The sequence below is a fragment of the Legionella micdadei genome, from assembly GCF_000953635.1.
Classification (GTDB): Bacteria; Pseudomonadota; Gammaproteobacteria; order Legionellales; family Legionellaceae; genus Tatlockia; species Tatlockia micdadei.
The window spans coordinates 571,157-590,548 of record NZ_LN614830.1 but is presented as its reverse complement, the minus strand read 5'-3'; the positions used below and the strand labels follow the sequence as shown (position 1 = coordinate 590,548).

Genomic DNA, 19,392 nt, shown 5'->3' with positions numbered 1-19,392 from the left:
AAATCAGCGCAAAGCTCAATTAATCGATAGCTAATGAACAGTCAATATCATTTGTTTTCAAATTATCCCACTATGTAGCTGAGGATTTCCGCATAAAAGCAGATTAACTATTGCTACTATCATCCGGAAGGACGCGAGTATGTTTGCCATACACAACTAGCACACGCTGTTTAATTTTCAATTTCAAATCTTCAGATTGCGCTACCGAAACAATTGTACCGTTATTCAGCTTGATCACATACACATAGCCTTGTCCTCCATCAATGTATTCGCTACCTGGAGCTACTCGACTATTATTGGGGCTTTTGCTGTGGAATTTAACAGGTTGCTTTGAAATAATTACTCCGGAAGCAACTTTTTTTAACTTTCCTACTTCTGCAACATCATATTCACTGGGTGTAATGCTTTTACAGGCGCTCAGCAATAAACAAAAAAACAGGCCGAATGACCAAATCAATTTAGGCATCTTTTTCTCCGTGACAGGTTATAGCTTCAGAAGCCTATTCTACAAATTACAATCCATTATTGCTATGAGCAAAATACCCGCATTATGTAATGCTTAAAAAAGAAAATCTATTCAAAATGGTGCATTTGTATTTAGAGAAATACTTTTCATTAAATCGCAAAACCACTATTAACCGGTGTATAATCTTGAATTTTTAAGAAGTTTGAAATTAAAATTTAATGAATGGATACAATTTCGCCTGAGATATTTCGATAATTTTGAAGTTTCTTTGGACCCAAGCCTCAATCATTTAGGATGGAGAATAAATCAATGCTATCGCATCAAAAATACCTGCTGCTTATTGATCATTCCCCTTGGGATAATCAACTTGCTGAGTATTTTGCCAAATTTGATTATAAAATTATTCAATTACAAAGTTTGTCTGAACTGGAAAAAGAAACCGAACAACCTGCCGCTGTACTAATTAACTGGATTCTTTGTAAAGGAGAAATTTCTATCATTGATGAACTGTACCATCGTTACCCTGCCCCTTTAATTGTCATAAGTGACCACAGTGATGAAGAAACCTGCGTTAAAATGTTGGAGGCCGGAGCAGACGATTTTCTAATTAAGCCTCTTCATCCTAGAGAATTGCATGCGCGGATCAGTGCTATCACCCGAAGAGTTCAGCGCTCAACTCAAGAAACAGATCAAGAAAAGGAAGTTTTGCTCTTTGCTGACTGGCGTCTATATCCAGCCTCGCGGCAAGTTTTCAGTAACGCCAATCAAGAATTGCAGCTCAGTGCGGGGGAATATGATTTGCTACTTGCCTTTATACGTCAACCGCAACGTGTTCTAGGTAGAGAATTTTTGCTCCAGGTGACCAAAAATAGCGACCTTAATCCTTTTGACCGACGAATCGATGTACAAATTAGCCGCTTAAGACAAAAAATTGAAACGGATGCCAAAAAACCTGCGCTGATTAAAACGATTCGAAACGGTGGTTATTTATTTACTGCTCGAGTGATTTCAACCAAAGAAAGTGAGACAGGGGAATCATTAGAGCACCTTCAATAGCCTTTCCTTAGCTGGCTGTCACTCTGAAGCTAATCTATTTCTCAATAGGTCTATTTAAAAACAATTTGATCTTATTTTGAATTTAAATTAAAATCTTGGCTGGATTTTAAACAGGATGAAATAAGGAATACGATTATGCAAGCGAGATTCGAGCAGAAAGGAAAAAAAAATAACAAAGGGAAGAGTTTTCTCAATTTTTTTAAGTCCAGGGAAAAAATGAATTCCTTCAAAAACTTGAAGGACTTTCCTGCAGAAACCACCGATGAAAAATTTGATGGGAATGTGCCCGGCACTCCCAACTCCGCGATTGAAATCAAAGATTCTGGATTAGAAGCAGAAAAACTGGATTTATCACCCTCAAAAAAGTCTTCAGAAGCGCTGAATAGTATTGATATTGACTCACTCATTTCGGTGGAAAAAGATCCTGTGCTTTGGCGAGCTACCCTGGTGTATGAAGTCATAGGGGAACAAAATGCTGAATCATTCAAAATTCGTAGCAATTATCCTTGGCATACGGTTCAGAGTCTCTTAACACTTGAGAATACCCGACTACAAATGGAGTTATATCAGGTTAAAGGCCAGCAAATTGTATTACTTAGACAAATTTTTAAAATTTTGGATTTCGGTTACCACAATTATTTAGATGAGACCGAGGACAAATTCGAACAGGCAAAACATTTACCAAAATACTTGCGCTCTTGTATTGAAACAGTAATGTCTGACTCTTTTTTTGATTCAGCTTCATTCATAGGCAGTTTATCGCATGACGACCAAATTAAAAGATATCTAGAAACAAGCAAATTTGTTGATGAACAACAGGAATTTCGTCTGCGTGCAGTGATTCAATTACAGCCTTTGCGTTTTCATCAAGCAGTTGAGTTTAACGATTTATCTTTAAGCGAGGTATTACCTTATTTATGCCCTCACCAAGACCTACCTGAATACGACACTCTACTTGCTAAACTTGAAGAAAGAACGATGAAATCAGGCTTTCTTGTCAAGCGTATCAAAGAGCACATCACGAAACTAAGATTGGCCATAGAAGCTGGAGAGATTCCTGTCGGCTATACAAGTTTACGCTCATTGCTCCCCAACAACGAAGCATTTCGAACGATATTGATGAGAGTACTCAGTGCCGAACTTCATCAAGGGTATTCTTTAGATAAATTTCCTAAATGTACAACTGAAGAACCTGATCTTTTTATTCCGAAAAACAGTACATTAGAAGCAACGCTTACCGATAAAATTGGTGATTTTTCGAGAATATATAAAAAGCTGCATGAAAAAAACACAAGTTCTCGGCTTTTTGAGTCAGCAGCTAAGAGCCTCGCTAGGGAGTTAAAATCAGAATTGCTTCGGGAACGAGGGTACCAACTTGAGTCAGAATCTTCACGTTTAGGTATTTAATAGTCGATTTAATTAGATGGTTTCTCAAGAAACCATCTAATTATAATGCACTCAAATTAACCGATATAGTTTCATAGGATTTTCACGATGCTTTAATGTCGCATTCCCAACAAATTCAGCTTTGATTTCGGGCAATTTGTTGATTGCATCTTCAGATATTAACACACTCGTATTATACGTTTTATTCAACTGCTCTATATGAGCTGCGGAATTAACTACATCCCCGACAATAGTATACTCTAAGCGCCTTTTGGTACCGATAGTACCTGTCACCGCATAACCAAAATGTAATCCAATTCCTAACTTCATGTCCGGTATATTCCCTTTTTTTACTTCCTCTTCCCGGCGTTTTATAATTGTCAGTGCCGCCTTTACTGCATTGGCAACGTCATTACCACTAGATATAGGCGCTCCAAAAACAGCCATAAATCCATCGCCTAGAAATTTATTGATAATACCTTTATTTTCATGAATTATTTCTACGGTATATTGAAAAAAATTATTAAGATACTTAACAACAGTTGATGGATCGTTTTGCTCAGTAAAATGAGTGAAATTTCTTATATCCAAAAACATAATGCATACAGGTATATATTCACTGGCATTTGCATCTTTTGATAATAATTTAGAGACAACTTCTGGAGAAACGTGTTGACCAAAAATACTTTCAATTCTGTCACGTTCCTTTTGTGCATCGAAAGCTTCTTGAAGCCGTTTTTTAATTTGAGAAGTAATAAATCCTGTCACCACACCTCCAATTAACAAAAGGGCCACCCGAGCAGCAAAAGTGTGCCGTTCTATTAAAAAACGATCAATTCCTGAAGTATCGGTAAAATGGAGAATATAATAAGAAACCGTGCCATACTCCAAGGCAGCGACTAACCCCGAAAAACGACATATCCATTCATTTAAAGTCAATGCACAAAGAATAATAAAAAGAAAATAAATCAACACAGGCGGCATTAGGAGTACATAAGCTGGTGTTTGGTAATTTGAAAAAAAAATAATGGCTAGAGTTGGATTACTTACTTCCACAAAAGCATTAAAATACCGCAGCTTGTTTGGCATCATTTTTTTGTGCTTGATGTAATGACAAGCGACCCTGCGCATAAACAAAAAATATAGAGAAACTGTAGCCAAATAACCTGGCAAAATCGCAACTGATGCTTTACCCATGATTTGATGATATTCTTCGGGGGATAAAGTGATGAATACTACCCACATTAAAGACAATATCGCGAAAATACTGGCTAAAATTGTCGTTCTTAACTTTTCGCTTTTTAGTATTTCTGCTTCAAGAGTTGTATGCATTGCTTTACTCTGCAAAACCTATTACTTTCATTTTAGACTAAGGTTATTCGAGAAAGAGGAGAAGACTACATTGAAACAGCCCTTTTTTTCTTATTTACTTTAATCATCTTCACCGTTTTAATTGTATTATCCCCCACCTTCAATATTTCGAACCGAAAATTTTCAATCTGTAGACAACAATCGGGAGGCGGAATATAGCCTAAATGCTCGATAATTAAGCCACTAAGGGTCCGGGGGCCAATCATCGGTAATTGCCAATTTAACAGCCGACTTAAATGGCGAAGAGTAATACTGGCATCAACAATTACCGAACCATCTTCCTGCTGCAAAATATCCTTACTTAAATCAGCGATATCCGTTGTAAATTCTCCTACCACTTCTTCAAGGATATCTTCCATAGTGACCAAACCTAGCAAGTCCCCATATTCATTGACTACAAAACAACTGCGTTTTTTCATTTTACGAAAATTCAAAATTTGCACATTTAAAGGTGTCGCTTCAGGGATGAAATAAGGCGCATCGGCAATTTTTAATAAATTTTCCATATCAAGGCATTCATCCAGTGCCAAACTAAGAACGCTACGCACATGAATCATACCAACCAAATTATCAATTGTGCCACGATAAAGCGGCAGGCGCGTGTGCTGTGCAGTTTCGAGTTGATCAAGTAACTCATGCCAGGGCTGTTCCAAATCAAGGCCGATAATATCGGTTTTGGGAACCATAATATCTTCAACTGTGGCTCGTTCAAGATCAATTAAACTAATCAACATACTTTTATGCTCAACCGGCAAAAGACCTCCTGCCTCATGCACTACAGAGCGTAATTCCTCTCCTGATAACGCTTCTTTTTGTACTTTATCGACTGAGATGCCAAATAGACGCAAAATTCCATTGGTTATCCAGCTAATGATTTGTACGATCGGCGCTAAGAGATTTTGCACCATTTTCAAGGGTAAAGACGAAGCAAATGCCACTTGTTGCGGATAAAGGGCGGCCAATGTTTTAGGGGTCATCTCAGAAAATACTAGAATTATTACGGTTAGCAGAAGTGTTGCGATAGCGACACCGACTTCTCCATATATTCGATGACCAATTAAAGTGGCTACCGTTGAAGCGACAATATTGGCTAACGTGTTACCAATGAGCACCACACTGAGTAATTTATCAGGGCGTGCAAGCATTTGGTTAACACGAATCGCCTGCTTATGGTTCTGCTTGACAAGATAGCGTAAACGATAGCGGTTTAAAGACATCATTCCAATTTCTGAGCCGGCAAAAAAGCCGGATAAGAGGATCAGAAAAATCAGAACGATTATCTGAATCATGAGAGAAAGTTGCACCGCCTATCTCCAAATGTTTAAGCGCTCACGCCGTTAGCGACGCAGGGTAAGTTACTATTTCTTCCTCTTTATTATTGTTAGTTAATTTGGAATTAATTGCTTCCATTAACAAAGCAGCATTCACCGCAATACAAGTTTCTTTTGATTTTCCAGGTTCGGGGTCATTATTAGTAAGCTGATATTTTGCATACCTTTTAGTTGTTGCAATCCCGCTAAAAAATGCATCCCTCACATAGTGATGCAATTCTCTGTCTCGAGTTTCTTCTTCTGAAGTATTACGTGTTTCTGGATTAACATCTCGTAAACATCGCCTTTTTGGGTAAGACAAATAATTATCAGATTCAACATAAGCAGTAATGATATTTTCAAATTTAAGTTTATAAACCTCATGTAAAGCAAGAATCCCTTCAACAACAATTACCTCAACCTCATTTGGATCAATGGTTTCTGTTTCAGGGAGTCTGTCTTTTACTAAAAAAGAGTAGGTCGGTCGTGCTATTGCTTTCCCTGCGATGAGCTGCTTCAAATGCTTATGAAAAAGCTCTAGATCAAAAGCGTCTGGGATATCCATATTCTCAGGATTAGCTACTTTCTCCCTGTCTTGTTTACGTTTGTAGTAATGATCCATTGAAATAACAATCGCTTTACGATTTTGAATGGTAAGCATATCAACAATCTCTTCAGCAATCTCAGTCTTCCCTGAGGCAGAGGCCCCGCCAATCATCACTACCGCCGCTAATGCCATCTCAATCTCACTTTAAATTACATGAATTTGAAAATGGCATGATAGCAAGTCTTGCTTTGTTGTACATAGTAAACATAGAAATAAAATGTCGCTTACTTAAGCTGGTGTCAATTCTACTCTACCCACCATTATGCTATAATGATAGTTTTGCATCTTGAGTAATCACCATGTTTGAGAATCTAACCGAGCGTTTAACCCGCGTATTTAAAAACTTAAGCGGCCAAGGGCGTCTGACTGAAGAAAACATGCAACAAATGCTGCGTGAAGTGCGTATATCATTGCTCGAAGCAGATGTTGCGCTTCCCGTGGTTAAAGACTTTATCGAACAGGTTAAACAAAAAGCCTTAGGGCAGGAAGTTTCTCTAAATTTAAAGGCAGATCAAGCCTTACTTAAGATTATTCATGACGAACTGGTTCATATCCTTGGTGATACCCGCGCTGAATTAGATTTCAAAACACAACCACCAGCAGTCTTCTTAATGGCCGGTTTACAAGGCTCAGGAAAAACCACCTCAGCAGCAAAACTAGCCCGTTATTTAAAAGAAACTGAAAATAAAAAAGTCATGTTGGTGAGTGTCGACGTTTACCGACCTGCCGCTATCGATCAACTTAGGGTATTAGCCAACCAACTTGGTGTGGCCTTTTTTGAAGCAGAAGCGCACGAACAACCTCTCGCTATTGCCCAAAAAGCCTTAGATAACGCTAAAAAACAATACATGGATGTTGTCATTCTGGATACTGCCGGCCGTCTCCACATTGATGCCGAAATGATGGCAGAAATCAAAGCATTGCACCAAGCAGTTAAACCAATAGAAACCCTTTTTGTCGTCGATAGCATGACTGGGCAAGATGCCGTTAATACTGCAAAAGCCTTCCACGAAGCACTACCTTTGACCGGGGTAATTCTCACGAAAACTGATGGCGATGCCCGAGGTGGAGCAGCCCTCTCTGTGCGGCAAATCACCGGAAAGCCTATCAAATTCTTAGGCTCTGGTGAAAAAATCGATGCCTTAGAGCCTTTTCATCCAGACCGAATTGCATCACGAATTTTGGGTATGGGTGACATTTTAACTTTAATTGAAGAAGTTGAGCGTAAAGCCGATAAAGCTGCTAGCGAAAAACTGGCGAAGAAACTTAAAAAGGGAAAAGGGTTTGATTTAGATGACTTTAAACAACAACTAGAGCAGATGAACCAAATGGGCGGCGTCAGCAGTATGCTCAGCAAACTCCCTGGCATGAGCCAATTGCCTCAACAAGCAATGGGGCAAATTAATGACAAAGCAATGGCAAGAACAATAGCAATCATCAACTCCATGACACCCAAAGAAAGACGTATTCCTAAAATCATTGCTGGATCTCGAAAAAAACGCATCGCTTTAGGCTCTGGAACCCAAATCCAAGATGTTAATCGTTTGCTGAAACAATATGAACAAATGCAAAAAATGATGAAAAAATTTACTAAGCCAGGAGGCATGAAACAAATGATGCGGGGGATTGGCGGTTTGACAGGTCTGAAAAATTTCCTTCCTGACGAACGTAAATAATTTAAATTAACCGAACTCTTTGTTCAGAAAATTCGCAAGCATTTAGCGACTTTTCACAACTCAAGGTCGGGTAACTTTCTTGTGTAAATCAAGGTGTTTACTTATTTTTAGTGAGAAATCCTGAAATAATTGAAAAACTGCTTCCAATGCCGGGTTTATTTTCGTAAAATACACGGCATTTTTTACGTAACCACTCTTATAAGTAGAGGAAAGCAATGGTCGTTATACGTTTATCACGGGCTGGCGCAAAAAAGCGTCCTTTTTACAACATGGTCGTGACTGATAGTCGCAAGCGTCGCGATGGTGGCTATATTGAGCGAATTGGCTATTTTAATCCGATCGCACGCGGCCAAGAGGTTCGCTTGCATTTAGAAATGGATAAATTAACTCATTGGCAAAGTCTTGGCGCACAACTGTCTGATCGTGTCAAGGCACTAGTCAAAGAATATAATAAGAAGACTGATACTAAGTAAGCGTGGATAATAGCACTGACTGGGTTGTTATCGGCCGTTTTGGCAGAGCTCACGGGATTAAAGGATATATTACTGTTCATTCCTTTACCGAGCCACGCGATAACATCCTGCGTTATACAGACTGGCATGCCTACATTGATAATCAATGGAGACCCTTTAAAGTACTGCACCTAGAAATCCATGATAAAGTGATTCTTGCGCAAATTGAGGGTTACCGTGAACGTGAGCAAGTAGCCCGTTTAACCAACGTCGAAATTGCTGTTAGTCGTACTCAACTTCCTGCGTTAGAACCAGGAGAGTACTATTGGCATGAACTTATTGGTATGGAAGTTATTAATCACCAGGGGCAAGTATTAGGTAATGTAATTGAAATGCTGCCTACTGGAGCCAATGATGTCCTCGTAGTACAGGGTGAAAAACGCCACTTAATCCCTTATCTGCCTGGACAATTTGTAATCGATGTAAATGCCAGCCGACGGCTTATTACCGTTGACTGGGATATGGATTTTTAGATCAATGTTACATCTTGGCATAATTAGCTTGATGCCTGAAATGTTTGCCAGTCTGAAATATGGCGTTGTCGGACGGGCAATAGAGCAAGGTATTGCAAATATTGATTATTGGAATCCACGGGATTGGGCAGCCCGGCCTTACCGTCAGGTGGATGACAAACCTTACGGTGGTGGTCCAGGAATGGTGATGATGTATGAGCCCTTGCACGCAGCAATCACTCATGCAAAAAGCCAAATGCCAAACTCCTGTAAGACGGTTTATCTCAGCCCGCAAGGAAGAATAATTCGCCAGTCTGATTTCAATCAGGTGGCTAGTAATGAACAATCCTTGCTTTTTATAGCCGGACGCTATGAGGGAATTGATGAGCGGGTAATCCTTCATCATGTTGATGAAGAATGGTCGCTGGGTGATTTTGTTTTGAGTGGCGGTGAATTAGCGGCAATGGTATTTATTGACGCGATTGTGCGACTGCTACCAGGCAGTCTTGGACATGCAGGGTCAGCTGAGCAAGACTCGTTCATGAACGGTCTTTTAGATTGCCCACATTACACCAGGCCAGCAAGTATTAATGGCTTTGATGTTCCGGCTGTGCTGCTAAGTGGCAACCATAAGGATATTGAGCGCTGGCGAAGAAAGCAAATGCTAGGTAAAACCTGGCTTAAACGGCCAGACCTTTTAGAACAAATTGAATTAAGTGATACAGACAAGCAGCTGCTTGTCGAATTTAAATGCGAACACGGCAATTCCTGTTGACAGGAATGCCAATTTAGTAATAGTTCAGGTACCTCTGCTTATGTGTACTCGAACGGTTGGATTTGAATGTTGTTGCGAGAACAATGCAAAAGGGCAGCGCATAGCTGTGCATCAAGCAGTTTAGCTATTTTTCTCGTAAGATACACGCAATACGGCTGTTCGCGAGATAGGGCTGAGCACTGATCCAATTTAAGGAGTGATCCATGACCAACATTATCGACCAATTGAATGCTGAGCAAATGAAAGGCAAAGAGATTCCCGAATTTAATTCAGGCGATACCGTTTTAGTTCAGGTGAAAGTCAAAGAAGGCAACCGTGAACGCTTGCAAGCTTTTGAAGGTGTAGTCATTGCTAAACGTAATCGCGGTTTGAATTCTGCATTCACAGTGCGCAAAATTTCTCATGGCGTTGGGGTTGAACGTGTCTTTCAAACCTACAGCCCAATTGTTGATAGTATAATTGTTAAGCGCCGTGGGGATGTACGCCGTGCCAAACTATACTATCTACGCGACCTAGCTGGCCGTGCTGCACGAATTAAAGAAAAGCTAACTGGCAAAAAAGAAAGTTAATTTCTTACCATGCTCATCGTTACCGCTTTCAATACTCCGACTGGCTGGCTTGAAGTTGAGTACGATGAGCATTACATTCATCGCGCTATTTTTACTGACACACCATCGAAAAACACTAGCGAATTACCAATCACTAAGGTAATTGCCCAAGAACTCAATCATTATTTTCAAAATCCTCACCATCGCTTTCAACTTTCACTAAAACCCCAAGGCACAACCTATCAGCAACGTGTCTGGAATGCGCTGTTAGTGATTCCTGTCGGGCGAACTGTTACCTACGGTGAACTGGCCAAAACCCTGCAATCCAGCCCTCGTGCTATAGGGCAGGCATGCAAAAATAATCCCATCGCTTTATTTATTCCTTGCCATAGAGTCGTGGGAAAGACCGATCCAGGAGGATACATGGGTCGTGCTGATGCTTTGTGCTATAAAACCTTTTTACTCACTCATGAACATGCTGTTCTATAGTTCCTTCTAAAAAACATCTTTGCCCCATCAATCTTTTTTCTAGTGCTATGTTAAAAGAGCATTTAAAGAATTTCATAAGACGAACGACAACCTCTATACAGGACAAAAAATAAAACAGAGAGAAAATAACAACTCCTCCATTCTACCTCTTGCGGCTTGTTTGTGAGACCAAGCATTGGTGGGGGGGTCCTAAATCCCGCGGACACCCCGCGCGATTTAGGCAAAGTTTATGCAGTTAACTTGTAGCAAAGTCTCCCTGAGTAGGTTGGATCACAAACCTACCTACTCGGCTTTGAAGAACAGATAACACTAAAACCCAGGGAGTGTACAATGAAAAAGACTAGTATAGTTGCATTATTGCTGCTATTACCTTTCTCTTCCACATTCGCAAATTGTGATTTAACCCGTTTTCGTTGGGGCTGCGATATCCCACTAAAACCCAATCGCTCAAGTCATGCCCACTCACTGGTTTATTGTGGAGATTCCTACGGGTATGTTACTCAGGCGCAGTATGACACCTTATCCCGCTATCGTAGAGCAAGCGTGAACATGGTATTAAAAATTAATGGCGAATACATCGATAGCCCCTGCATACCTGCTGAACGTTACTAGCGGTGCTAAAATAGCATTTTGAAGCCGCTTGGGTATACAATAGCGCTCAAAAATGCTGCTTTGAACTTCTATGACCAAAAACTTTCTCGAGCTGGACGGCATCCCTATTGAGATTTTAAGAAAGCCTATTAAGAATATTTACTTTCGTATATATCCCCCTGACGGCGATGTCAAAATCAGCGCCCCTCTTAGGCTGCATTTGAATTTAATCCGCAATCAAATCGAAGCTAAACGAACTTGGATTCTGACTCAGCGGGCTAAGTTTAAAACTCAAACACCAAAATTACCAATGACGTTTGAATCAGGTGAACAGCATGAATTTCTTGGTAAAAAATACACCTTGATTATTCATGAAGACATGAAACATTCCAAAATAGTGATTGAAGACGGGTATATCCATTGCTATATAAAATCCCAGCCCACCCCAGCAGACAAACAGAAACTCTTAGAAAACTGGTACCGGCAGCAAATGAAAGAGCACTTACCCTCCTTGATTAGCAAATGGGAATCTCGAATTGGAGTGAAAGCCAATTCCTGGCGAATCAGAGTCATGAGGACGCGATGGGGCTCTTGCAATACACTTAAAAAGCGCATATGGCTTAATTTAAACCTTATCAAAAAACCCTCAGAATGCTTAGAATACGTATTGGTGCATGAACTGATACACCTCTTGGAAGCAAGCCACAATAGGCGTTTTTATACCTTTATGGATCAGTTCCTACCCCAATGGCGTGATATTAAAGTACTGTTAACACAATGAACAATCAACTAGAAAATGATATTTACCAGCAAGGTTTCCATATTATGGATAACTTTCTGGAACAAGGACACTATGAATTGCTGCGTTGTAAAGCAGAGCACATGCACAACCAAGGTGAATTTAAGAGTGCTAAAATTGGCCATCAATTCGGGGCTATGCGCAACTCTGACATTAGAAGGGATGAAATTTGCTGGCTAGACGATGACTTAACGGATCATGCAATTAATGCCTATTTCAGCAAAATTAGGACAATTACCAAAACCCTAAACCAAACTTTATTTTTAGGCTTGGTCGATTTTGAAGCCCATTTCGCCATCTATCAACCAGGTTCTTTCTACAAGAGACATGTCGATCAATTTGCCTCTGCTCAAGAGCGGCGCATATCTTGTGTTTATTATCTTAACGAAGTGTGGCGAGAAGAACACGCGGGTGAATTGAATCTCTATGATAAGGATGGGCGACTCATTACCAGTGTCCTTCCGCTTGGTAATCGCTTCATTTGCTTTAGCAGTGATTTACCCCATGAGGTTTGCGAAACCAAACAAACACGTTACAGCATCGCAGGGTGGCTGAAAACGCGCTCGATGTCAGTCGTTTTCTAAGCCAATCTCCCGATTGAATTATAGCTACTTACGAGACCAGCTTCGTGTATAATGAATCTTTTTTTGCATCATGACCCACTTATGTACGCTTTGGAAATTCATCAATTACGCAAAACGTATGCTAATGGCGTAGAAGCGCTCAAAGGAATCGATTTACTTGTTAAAACCGGCGATTTCTTTGCCTTACTAGGTGCAAATGGCGCAGGCAAATCAACGACCATCGGTTTAATCACTACCCTGCTTACTAAAACTTCGGGCAGCATTAAAATCCATGGTTATGATTTGGATGAAAAACCAGACTTAGCTAAAGCGTGTTTAGGTTTAGTGCCGCAAGAATTCAATCTCAATATTTTCGAAACGTGTGAGCAAACTCTGATAAACCAAGCCGGGTATTACGGTATTTTACGCAAAGAAGCCACCTCTCGCGCAAAAATGCTGCTGGAACAACTTGGATTGTGGGAAAAACGGCGTGAAATTGCGCGTCATTTATCCGGTGGCATGAAACGGCGGTTGATGATAGCACGAGCATTAATTCATCAACCTAAGGTATTGATTCTTGATGAACCCACCGCAGGGGTGGATATCGAAATTCGCCGCACCATGTGGGACTTTTTAACCAGAACCAATGATGAAGGTACGACTATCATCTTGACTACGCATTATCTTGAGGAAGCCGAACAGCTTTGCAAAAATATTGCCATCATTGATCAAGGGGAGTTTGTGGCCAATACCTCCATGAAAAATCTCTTACAAACATTGAGGCATCAAACTTTAATCTTTAGCACAGCCGAGCCGTTTACCCATTTGCCTAACATCAATAGCTTTATTCCCAAAATAATCGATAATAATACTTTTGAATTGCGCATCGATAACCAATACCCTCTCAACGATGTTTTTGCAAAATTAACTCAGCATGGGGTTACCATCCATAGCATGCGCAATAAAACAAATCGTTTAGAGGAACTTTTTTTGGATCTCATTACCCATGGCCGCTAAGCAACAATTTATAGCCCTTTATACCGTAGTTAGGCGAGAATTGGTGAGGATGTTTCGAATCTTTAGCCAAGTTTTCTTACCGCCAGTCATCACCACGGCTCTTTATTTTTTAATTTTTGGCAGCTTAATTGGAAACCGCATCGGCTATATGAACGGCGTGAGTTATTCAGAATTCATTGCGCCAGGGTTAATTATGATGTCAGTGATCTCGAATGCCTATTCTAATGTATCCACTTCCCTGTTTAGCGCCCGCTTTCAAAAAAGTGTTGAAGAAATGCTGGTTAGCCCCATGCATGATGGACTACTCTTGCTGGGTTATGTTTTTGGCGGCGTATTACGTGGTTTAATCGTTGCCATACTGGTTTTCCTTGTTTCCTATTTTTTCGTGAAGATAGAACTTAATCATCTACCAATGACCCTTTTGGTGGTGTTGCTGGTTTCTGCAGTGTTTTCTTTAGCGGGATTTACAAATGCCTTGGTAGCGCGTAATTTTGACGATGTCATGATCATCCCTACCTTTATTCTTACTCCTCTCACTTATTTAGGAGGGGTTTTCTACACAACCAGCATGCTACCAGTATTTTGGCAGAAAATTTCTCATTTAAATCCAATACTTTATATGGTCAATGCACTTCGTCATGCCATGATTGGGCTAAATGAAGTTGATATGTTGACCTCTATGTTTATTATTTGCATAATGTTGATTGTATTAACTGGGCTCAATATGACCCTATTAAAAAAGGGAGTTGGATTGAGAGAATAAAGCAAACATTAATAGGAGGGAGCCGATGAGAAATTCGATTGTTGAGGATTACTTACACCTATTAAAAATTTCAAAGTTTGCCTCATCAAAACAAAAACAACTTGCAGCCGAACTCATTACGCAATTACCCAGAGTAAAGTCAACTGGCGAGGTGCAAGCACTATTTTCCCGCTACAGTAAACTAGCTTCTGAAGAAGATTCATTCTCTTTCAATTTATTTTGCTGCTTTTTTTCGCCATTAGAAGAACTTTCACCCCTTAGGCAACAACGAAGTAGAATTCGAAATTTATCGGAAATGTTAGAAGAGTGGAATACGCTCCTCACACAGCAGGAAGTTCTCAAACATACAGTTTGGAGAAAGCTGATAGGCCTTCCTCCTCAAAATAAATCAGAACCATTAGTCCGTCTCATCTGTGAAATGATTAATACTCCAGATTCCTCAATGAATGGGCGCATGCGTAGCCTTCTTATCCATGCTAATGCGGACAATTTAGAATCAGCATTGGCTACTTTAGCCAAACTTCCGCCTTCAACACCTAAAAATTTACGCAAAGGCGATTTTGGTTCCCCTTCTCCAAGCAGAAAAAATTCTGACCATACTGCTTGTTTAGGCTTATTGGCCAATAATTCTGCAGCTTATGCGCGCGATACTCCCGATTGGATACTCGCTAACAATCTCTTACAGGTTGCATTGCAAATGTATGATGATCTTCATCATGAAGAACTCAAAACGATAGATTCGAAACCTTTCATTGAAGAAGAGGGGCAATCTACTCCCTGCTGTTCGTTAAGCTAATCCATAACCCAAAGAACCATTTTCATGAGTTTAAAACCATGCTATGTTGTGCGGGCTATTCAATAGCTAACCACTTCATCTGCTAATAAAAAGGATATACCAAATGGTTAGATTCGTAATTGCGGCTCTATGCCTAATCAGCCAAGTAACCTTTGCCGAAAATTGCGTGACTAAACGTGAGTTTTTTATCGAAAATGCTTCAACTAAAGTATGGAAAACAACGATTTGCCCCAAGCAAAAGTTGGGGTTTCATGTTCACCAGTATTCGAGAGTTGTCATTCCCGAAGAAACAGGCAGTCTCAAAGTAGTATATCAATCGGGCAAAGAGGAGATCATTAATCTCAAAAGACAGATTCCTCTCTATTTAAGTGTGGCGCAAGGAAAAGAACCTCATCAAGATGAAAACATTGGCAAAGAACCGCTGCATATGACTGTGATTGAATTAAAGAATGGCTAATACCCTGAGTGATGATTTAGACAATCCTTTTTGGCAATTTTCACTCAAAATTTATCAACACGAAAAAGTGAAAGAGGCTTGTCTATCCTTTCAAAATCAAGAAGGGATTAATGTTAATTTACTTTTACTCTGCTGCTGGTTAGCCTATGGGGTAGAAGAAATATCCCAGTTTGAATTTCACCAAGCTTGTTCTCGCATCACCGCTTGGCAACAGCAAGTTACCCATCCTTTACGCCAAATACGTCAATACCTAAAGACAACGCAAGAAACACATTGGGTTAAGAATTTTTACCAACACGTGCTAGTTGATGAAATTAGCTCAGAAGCTTATCAGCAATTTATTCTCTATAATTGTTTCGCTAATAAGCAAAAAAATAAATGCTCAATGAGTGTACCCTCAATGCTTTCTTACCTTGGCTGGCTTTTTGAAAACACGAAAAATATCTCCAATAATAATCTCAAACTAAAAATTCACACCTTCGCCCACTTAATAGAAGACATTGTTGAATAACATTTTGTTCATAATTTGAACTACTGTTCATTTTCCTGTATGATTGGGGGAATTAACTCACTTTTTCATTTACTTTATGAAATTTTTTATAGAGAAAGTAACTTATATCCCTAGCGCTGCTCCAATCATCGCAATCCATTGGCGCGCCAATATCCTCAAAAGCTCAACCTGCGTGGATTATTACCCATGGACTAATTACCCTTATGAGCAAAATTTAGAGCATTTTAAACCCCATTACTTTTATAACAGGGCTGGAATTACTTTGTTTAAAGCGCCTAAAGAAATGACAAAACAAGATATTCTTTCTCATAATACGAATAACTATGAGTCAGATCCTGAAGAGCCTACCCCAAAAACGAGAGCATCTTTGGTTGAGCGACTAGAAAAAGCAGCAGATGAGATTTGCAACCTGAGCGATTCTCGCTACCTCTATTTTATGAAAAATAAAAATACGAGAAAAGTTTTTACCCTGCAAGAAGTTGAAATAATGCAAGGTATTTACAGCAACGATGATTCTGAGACGAAACAAAAAGAGTTTATTGAATACTCTCAAAAACAAAAAATGCATCAGTAAACTATGGCATCCTGAGAGTGTGCTGCTGAGCTATCAGATCGCTCTAAAAATTCAAACATCTACACTTCAATTTTGAGATAAGGGAACTCCTCCTGCAGGATGCTCAATAGGCTGCCAATATCGGCCTTAGAGCGCATGATAAGAATTACCGTATCATCGCCAGCAATTGTTCCTAGGATACCTGATTTACTCCCAGACTGAGGCGAGAACGACACATATTTCCGATCAATAAATGAGCCAAGACTGCTTGCACTCCCTGGATGGGTATGCAGCACAACAATTCCGGAGTCGGAAATCTGCAGGTTAAGTACAAGGGGCAGACTCGGCATAGTCAAATCAACCACCCGGTAAACGCCAGCAACCTTAGCAATTTTCAATTTTTTCAAGCGACGGGATAGAGTTGCTTGCGGAATATCATAACCACGTTCCTTTAACTTATTTTGCAAGTCCACCTGCTCAAGGATCTCCTGGGTTTGCACAATACTAAGAATATGCCCATCAAGCACATTGTCATAAGACATGCTCACTCCCTATAAATGAATTTATAACCATTTTTTTGTAATTATATTCATTTTTGGTTGACAGAGCAAGCCAAAAGCAATATAGTCAAAAAATGGTTAAAAACTGGATATGTAGTCATCATGAATAAAATCATTCTAAGCCTAATCATCTGCTCTGTGCTTTTTATAGCTGCTTGTACCGACAGTAACAAAAAAAATGAAGCGAAAGTCATTCACTTTGCCACCTCGGCTGAGTATCCACCTTTTGAATATGAAGAACATGGGGTTATCAAAGGATTTGACATTGAACTGGCGAAATTAATTGCCAAGGAACTAGGGAAAGAAGCCGTCTTTGATAACATGCAGTTTTCCAGCATCCTACCAGCGCTGACTTCAGGCCAGGCTGATGCAGCAATCTCAACGATTACCATTACCTATGATCGAAAGAAAAACTTCGATTTCACAACTCCCTATTACTTTGAGGGAATGGCTGCTGTTTTCAAAAAAGACTATCCCATTAATTCTCCTTCTCAATTAGCAGGGAAAAAAATAGCAGCACAACTTGGGAGCACTATGGAAATTTGGTTAAAAAAGCATGCACAAGACGAACAAATTGTTCCAATGGATAACAACAATCAAGCGATTGAGGCATTAAAAGCCGGACATATTGATGTTGTCCTAATGGACGGCGCACAGGGAGCCATTTTCAGCCAGAAAAATCCCGGACTTTCCTATGCCATTATTGCCAAAGCTGAAGATGGCTATGGCATTGCACTCCCTAAAAACTCTCTGATGACCGCCAGAATCAATCGCATTTTGAATACGCTCAAAGAAAAAGGGGAAATTGCCAAATTACAGAAAACTTGGTTGGAGGGTATCTAATGGAAGAACTAAGCCAAAATCTCCTGTTTATTGGTCAAGGAGTAGCCTTAACTTTGGAACTGATGTTCGGCGGCATGGTTATTGGCATGCTCCTAGGAACGGGGCTCGCTATATTGCGATATAACGGCATTATGAAACCGCTCATTAATCGATTTGTTTCAATCATGAGAGGTACTCCCCTCATTTTGCAACTCAGCTTTGTCTATTTTGCCCTGCCCGCTTTAATTGGCTTGAAAGCCAATATTTTAGCAGCCGGCATCCTCACCTTTGGCCTTAATAGCTCTGCATACATTGCTGAAATCTTGCGATCAGGAATAGAAAATTTACCCAAAGGCCAATTTGAAGCCGCAAAAACGTTACAAATTCCCAATTTTTATTTGTGGAAAGACATTATTTTACCCCAAGTGATCAAAAATATTTTGCCCGCACTAGTCAACGAAATGATCGCCTTGCTTAAAGAAACAGCATTAATCTCAACTATTGGCGGAATGGATTTAATGCGAAAAGCCCAATCCGTCGCTGCCGAGCAATTCACTTATTTTTTACCCCTTTGTATTGCCGGTTGTTACTACTATGGCTTGGTTTTATTGATCGAACAGTTAGGTAAAAAATTTGAACAAGGAGGCAAAGATGCTACATATTCATGAAGCCAGTAAAAAGTTTGCTTCTATCCAAGTATTAAAGCAAATCAATCTGACAATCGAAGCCCAAACCGTGGTTGGTCTAGCTGGCCCCTCTGGTGGTGGGAAATCAACCTTACTTCGTTGCATCCAAGGATTGGAATCTTTGGATTCAGGCAAAATCCATTGTGAAGGGAAAATGGGCTTTATGTTCCAGGATTTCCAACTTTTCCCTCATATGAACGTTCTGGATAACTTAGTTTATGCCCCTAAATTACAAAACAAAACACTAAATCATGAAGAGTCGGCACAAGAACTTCTAAGTACGTTAGGCATAGCAGAAAAGGCAGCCTCTTATCCCCATCAACTATCCGGCGGCCAAAAACAACGGGTAGCTTTAGCGAGAAGCCTGATGATGAAACCTAATCTGTTGCTATGTGACGAACCTACTTCGGGTCTCGACTTAGCGACGATTGATGATGTCATCAGTTTATTAAATGCCATTAAAACAATGGGAGTGACGATGGTGATAGCCTCACATGATTTAGATTTTTTAAGCAAAATGGCCGATCGCATTGTTGTGCTCAAAGGCGGCCGCTTAGTCGCTGACGTGAGGCCGAAAGAGTTCATTCAACCCGTTCATGAATTAAAGAAATATTATCAGGAGTAAA

General features: G+C 40.0%; 25 protein-coding genes. 20 read left to right on the top strand and 5 right to left on the bottom strand.

The genetic code is table 11. The features are described from left to right. Positions 1-103: 103 nt before the first annotated feature. Positions 104-466, bottom strand: coding sequence for a hypothetical protein (locus LMI_RS02710; RefSeq protein ID WP_045098430.1), 363 nt, complete (start codon positions 464-466; stop codon positions 104-106). Between the two features lie 309 nt (positions 467-775). On the opposite strand from LMI_RS02710, the gene LMI_RS02705 reads away from it, so the two are divergent. After that, positions 776-1,522 carry a response regulator transcription factor gene (locus tag LMI_RS02705; protein WP_045098429.1) on the top strand — a complete coding sequence of 249 codons (747 nt, stop codon included), beginning with the start codon at positions 776-778 and terminating at the stop codon, positions 1,520-1,522. Positions 1,523-1,738: 216 nt separating this feature from the next. After that, positions 1,739-2,929, top strand: coding sequence for a hypothetical protein (locus LMI_RS02700; protein ID WP_143001014.1), 1,191 nt, complete (start codon positions 1,739-1,741; stop codon positions 2,927-2,929). A 51-nt stretch (positions 2,930-2,980) separates the two neighbouring features. Here the strand turns inward: LMI_RS02700 and LMI_RS02695 are convergent, their stop codons facing one another. The 3 genes from LMI_RS02695 to LMI_RS02685 all read right to left on the bottom strand — a co-directional run bounded on the left by LMI_RS02695 (position 2,981) and on the right by LMI_RS02685 (position 6,328). Continuing rightward, entirely contained in the window at positions 2,981-4,240 is a 1,260-nt protein-coding gene (locus LMI_RS02695; protein WP_045098427.1) for an adenylate/guanylate cyclase domain-containing protein, read from the bottom strand. 65 nt (positions 4,241-4,305) lie between these two features. Beyond that, on the bottom strand, positions 4,306-5,568 hold the full coding sequence (locus LMI_RS02690) for an HlyC/CorC family transporter (protein ID WP_161939860.1): 1,263 nt from the start codon (positions 5,566-5,568) through the stop codon (positions 4,306-4,308). 40 nt (positions 5,569-5,608) lie between these two features. Then, positions 5,609-6,328: a uridine kinase family protein gene (locus LMI_RS02685; protein ID WP_045098425.1), complete on the bottom strand. Its 720-nt coding sequence runs from the start codon at positions 6,326-6,328 to the stop codon at positions 5,609-5,611. A gap of 167 nt (positions 6,329-6,495) precedes the next feature. On the opposite strand from LMI_RS02685, the gene ffh reads away from it, so the two are divergent. From ffh to LMI_RS02610, 15 genes are all read left to right on the top strand, one after another. Further along, positions 6,496-7,872, top strand: a complete 1,377-nt coding sequence (gene ffh, locus LMI_RS02680) for a signal recognition particle protein (protein ID WP_045098424.1) — start codon at positions 6,496-6,498, stop codon at positions 7,870-7,872. Positions 7,873-8,087: 215 nt separating this feature from the next. Then, complete coding sequence (gene rpsP, locus LMI_RS02675) at positions 8,088-8,345, top strand: 30S ribosomal protein S16 (protein ID WP_045098423.1); 258 nt, start codon at positions 8,088-8,090, stop codon at positions 8,343-8,345. 2 nt (positions 8,346-8,347) lie between these two features. Further along, complete coding sequence (gene rimM / locus LMI_RS02670; RefSeq protein ID WP_045098422.1) at positions 8,348-8,857, top strand: ribosome maturation factor RimM; 510 nt, start codon at positions 8,348-8,350, stop codon at positions 8,855-8,857. A gap of 4 nt (positions 8,858-8,861) precedes the next feature. Further along, positions 8,862-9,611 (top strand): tRNA (guanosine(37)-N1)-methyltransferase TrmD, encoded by a 750-nt coding sequence (gene trmD / locus LMI_RS02665; protein ID WP_045098421.1) that lies wholly within the window; start codon positions 8,862-8,864, stop codon positions 9,609-9,611. A 203-nt stretch (positions 9,612-9,814) separates the two neighbouring features. After that, on the top strand, positions 9,815-10,180 hold the full coding sequence (gene rplS / locus LMI_RS02660) for a 50S ribosomal protein L19 (protein WP_045098420.1): 366 nt from the start codon (positions 9,815-9,817) through the stop codon (positions 10,178-10,180). 9 nt (positions 10,181-10,189) lie between these two features. Then, positions 10,190-10,648, top strand: coding sequence for a methylated-DNA--[protein]-cysteine S-methyltransferase (locus LMI_RS02655; protein ID WP_045098419.1), 459 nt, complete (start codon positions 10,190-10,192; stop codon positions 10,646-10,648). A gap of 330 nt (positions 10,649-10,978) precedes the next feature. Beyond that, positions 10,979-11,260: a hypothetical protein gene (locus LMI_RS02650; RefSeq protein WP_045098418.1), complete on the top strand. Its 282-nt coding sequence runs from the start codon at positions 10,979-10,981 to the stop codon at positions 11,258-11,260. Between the two features lie 70 nt (positions 11,261-11,330). Further along, positions 11,331-12,020: a M48 family metallopeptidase gene (locus LMI_RS02645; protein ID WP_045098417.1), complete on the top strand. Its 690-nt coding sequence runs from the start codon at positions 11,331-11,333 to the stop codon at positions 12,018-12,020. 44 nt (positions 12,021-12,064) lie between these two features. Continuing rightward, positions 12,065-12,622, top strand: a complete 558-nt coding sequence (locus LMI_RS02640) for a 2OG-Fe(II) oxygenase (protein WP_349267100.1) — start codon at positions 12,065-12,067, stop codon at positions 12,620-12,622. Positions 12,623-12,703: 81 nt separating this feature from the next. Continuing rightward, on the top strand, positions 12,704-13,618 hold the full coding sequence (locus tag LMI_RS02635; RefSeq protein ID WP_045100523.1) for an ABC transporter ATP-binding protein: 915 nt from the start codon (positions 12,704-12,706) through the stop codon (positions 13,616-13,618). Beyond that, positions 13,608-14,381, top strand: a complete 774-nt coding sequence (locus LMI_RS02630; protein ID WP_045098415.1) for an ABC transporter permease — start codon at positions 13,608-13,610, stop codon at positions 14,379-14,381. Before LMI_RS02635 ends, LMI_RS02630 begins: the two co-directional genes overlap by 11 nt. A 25-nt stretch (positions 14,382-14,406) precedes the next feature. Continuing rightward, positions 14,407-15,177, top strand: a complete 771-nt coding sequence (locus tag LMI_RS02625) for a hypothetical protein (RefSeq protein WP_045098414.1) — start codon at positions 14,407-14,409, stop codon at positions 15,175-15,177. A gap of 103 nt (positions 15,178-15,280) precedes the next feature. Beyond that, positions 15,281-15,634 carry a cupin domain-containing protein gene (locus tag LMI_RS02620; RefSeq protein ID WP_045098413.1) on the top strand — a complete coding sequence of 118 codons (354 nt, stop codon included), beginning with the start codon at positions 15,281-15,283 and terminating at the stop codon, positions 15,632-15,634. Further along, positions 15,627-16,145: a TIGR02444 family protein gene (locus LMI_RS14750; protein ID WP_052679423.1), complete on the top strand. Its 519-nt coding sequence runs from the start codon at positions 15,627-15,629 to the stop codon at positions 16,143-16,145. The genes LMI_RS02620 and LMI_RS14750 overlap by 8 nt, the downstream gene beginning before the upstream one ends. A 76-nt stretch (positions 16,146-16,221) precedes the next feature. Beyond that, positions 16,222-16,719, top strand: coding sequence for a hypothetical protein (locus LMI_RS02610; RefSeq protein ID WP_045098412.1), 498 nt, complete (start codon positions 16,222-16,224; stop codon positions 16,717-16,719). A gap of 59 nt (positions 16,720-16,778) precedes the next feature. Here the strand turns inward: LMI_RS02610 and LMI_RS02605 are convergent, their stop codons facing one another. Beyond that, positions 16,779-17,240, bottom strand: a complete 462-nt coding sequence (locus LMI_RS02605) for an arginine repressor (protein WP_045098411.1) — start codon at positions 17,238-17,240, stop codon at positions 16,779-16,781. Between the two features lie 120 nt (positions 17,241-17,360). On the opposite strand from LMI_RS02605, the gene LMI_RS02600 reads away from it, so the two are divergent. Genes LMI_RS02600 through LMI_RS02590 form a run of 3 tightly spaced genes read left to right on the top strand, consistent with a single transcriptional unit; the run spans position 17,361 to position 19,391 of the window. After that, on the top strand, positions 17,361-18,101 hold the full coding sequence (locus LMI_RS02600; RefSeq protein WP_045098410.1) for a substrate-binding periplasmic protein: 741 nt from the start codon (positions 17,361-17,363) through the stop codon (positions 18,099-18,101). Next, the gene (locus tag LMI_RS02595) at positions 18,101-18,748 is read left to right on the top strand and encodes an amino acid ABC transporter permease (protein ID WP_045098409.1); all 648 of its coding nucleotides are present in this window, start codon (positions 18,101-18,103) and stop codon (positions 18,746-18,748) included. Before LMI_RS02600 ends, LMI_RS02595 begins: the two co-directional genes overlap by 1 nt. Beyond that, positions 18,732-19,391, top strand: coding sequence for an amino acid ABC transporter ATP-binding protein (locus LMI_RS02590; protein ID WP_045098408.1), 660 nt, complete (start codon positions 18,732-18,734; stop codon positions 19,389-19,391). The genes LMI_RS02595 and LMI_RS02590 overlap by 17 nt, the downstream gene beginning before the upstream one ends. Position 19,392: the final 1 nt, after the last annotated feature.

Bases quoted from the DNA above. Each gene is read 5' to 3' on its own strand.
- rpsP (WP_045098423.1), top strand. From the start codon at position 8,088: ATGGTCGTTATACGTTTATCACGGGCTGGCGCAAAAAAGCGTCCTTTT.
- LMI_RS02650 (WP_045098418.1), top strand. From the start codon at position 10,979: ATGAAAAAGACTAGTATAGTTGCATTATTGCTGCTATTACCTTTCTCT.
- LMI_RS02590 (WP_045098408.1), top strand. From the start codon at position 18,732: ATGCTACATATTCATGAAGCCAGTAAAAAGTTTGCTTCTATCCAAGTA.
- LMI_RS02605 (WP_045098411.1), bottom strand. From the start codon at position 17,240: ATGTCTTATGACAATGTGCTTGATGGGCATATTCTTAGTATTGTGCAA.
- LMI_RS02700 (WP_143001014.1), top strand. From the start codon at position 1,739: ATGAATTCCTTCAAAAACTTGAAGGACTTTCCTGCAGAAACCACCGAT.
- LMI_RS02625 (WP_045098414.1), top strand. From the start codon at position 14,407: ATGAGAAATTCGATTGTTGAGGATTACTTACACCTATTAAAAATTTCA.
- LMI_RS02635 (WP_045100523.1), top strand. From the start codon at position 12,704: ATGTACGCTTTGGAAATTCATCAATTACGCAAAACGTATGCTAATGGC.
- LMI_RS02620 (WP_045098413.1), top strand. From the start codon at position 15,281: ATGGTTAGATTCGTAATTGCGGCTCTATGCCTAATCAGCCAAGTAACC.
- LMI_RS02630 (WP_045098415.1), top strand. From the start codon at position 13,608: ATGGCCGCTAAGCAACAATTTATAGCCCTTTATACCGTAGTTAGGCGA.
- LMI_RS02710 (WP_045098430.1), bottom strand. From the start codon at position 466: ATGCCTAAATTGATTTGGTCATTCGGCCTGTTTTTTTGTTTATTGCTG.
- LMI_RS02600 (WP_045098410.1), top strand. From the start codon at position 17,361: ATGAATAAAATCATTCTAAGCCTAATCATCTGCTCTGTGCTTTTTATA.
- LMI_RS02690 (WP_161939860.1), bottom strand. From the start codon at position 5,568: ATGATTCAGATAATCGTTCTGATTTTTCTGATCCTCTTATCCGGCTTT.
- LMI_RS02640 (WP_349267100.1), top strand. From the start codon at position 12,065: ATGGATAACTTTCTGGAACAAGGACACTATGAATTGCTGCGTTGTAAA.
- LMI_RS02655 (WP_045098419.1), top strand. From the start codon at position 10,190: ATGCTCATCGTTACCGCTTTCAATACTCCGACTGGCTGGCTTGAAGTT.
- ffh (WP_045098424.1), top strand. From the start codon at position 6,496: ATGTTTGAGAATCTAACCGAGCGTTTAACCCGCGTATTTAAAAACTTA.
- LMI_RS02645 (WP_045098417.1), top strand. From the start codon at position 11,331: ATGACCAAAAACTTTCTCGAGCTGGACGGCATCCCTATTGAGATTTTA.
- LMI_RS02705 (WP_045098429.1), top strand. From the start codon at position 776: ATGCTATCGCATCAAAAATACCTGCTGCTTATTGATCATTCCCCTTGG.
- LMI_RS14750 (WP_052679423.1), top strand. From the start codon at position 15,627: ATGGCTAATACCCTGAGTGATGATTTAGACAATCCTTTTTGGCAATTT.
- LMI_RS02595 (WP_045098409.1), top strand. From the start codon at position 18,101: ATGGAAGAACTAAGCCAAAATCTCCTGTTTATTGGTCAAGGAGTAGCC.
- LMI_RS02685 (WP_045098425.1), bottom strand. From the start codon at position 6,328: ATGGCATTAGCGGCGGTAGTGATGATTGGCGGGGCCTCTGCCTCAGGG.
- rplS (WP_045098420.1), top strand. From the start codon at position 9,815: ATGACCAACATTATCGACCAATTGAATGCTGAGCAAATGAAAGGCAAA.
- trmD (WP_045098421.1), top strand. From the start codon at position 8,862: ATGTTACATCTTGGCATAATTAGCTTGATGCCTGAAATGTTTGCCAGT.
- LMI_RS02610 (WP_045098412.1), top strand. From the start codon at position 16,222: ATGAAATTTTTTATAGAGAAAGTAACTTATATCCCTAGCGCTGCTCCA.
- LMI_RS02695 (WP_045098427.1), bottom strand. From the start codon at position 4,240: ATGCATACAACTCTTGAAGCAGAAATACTAAAAAGCGAAAAGTTAAGA.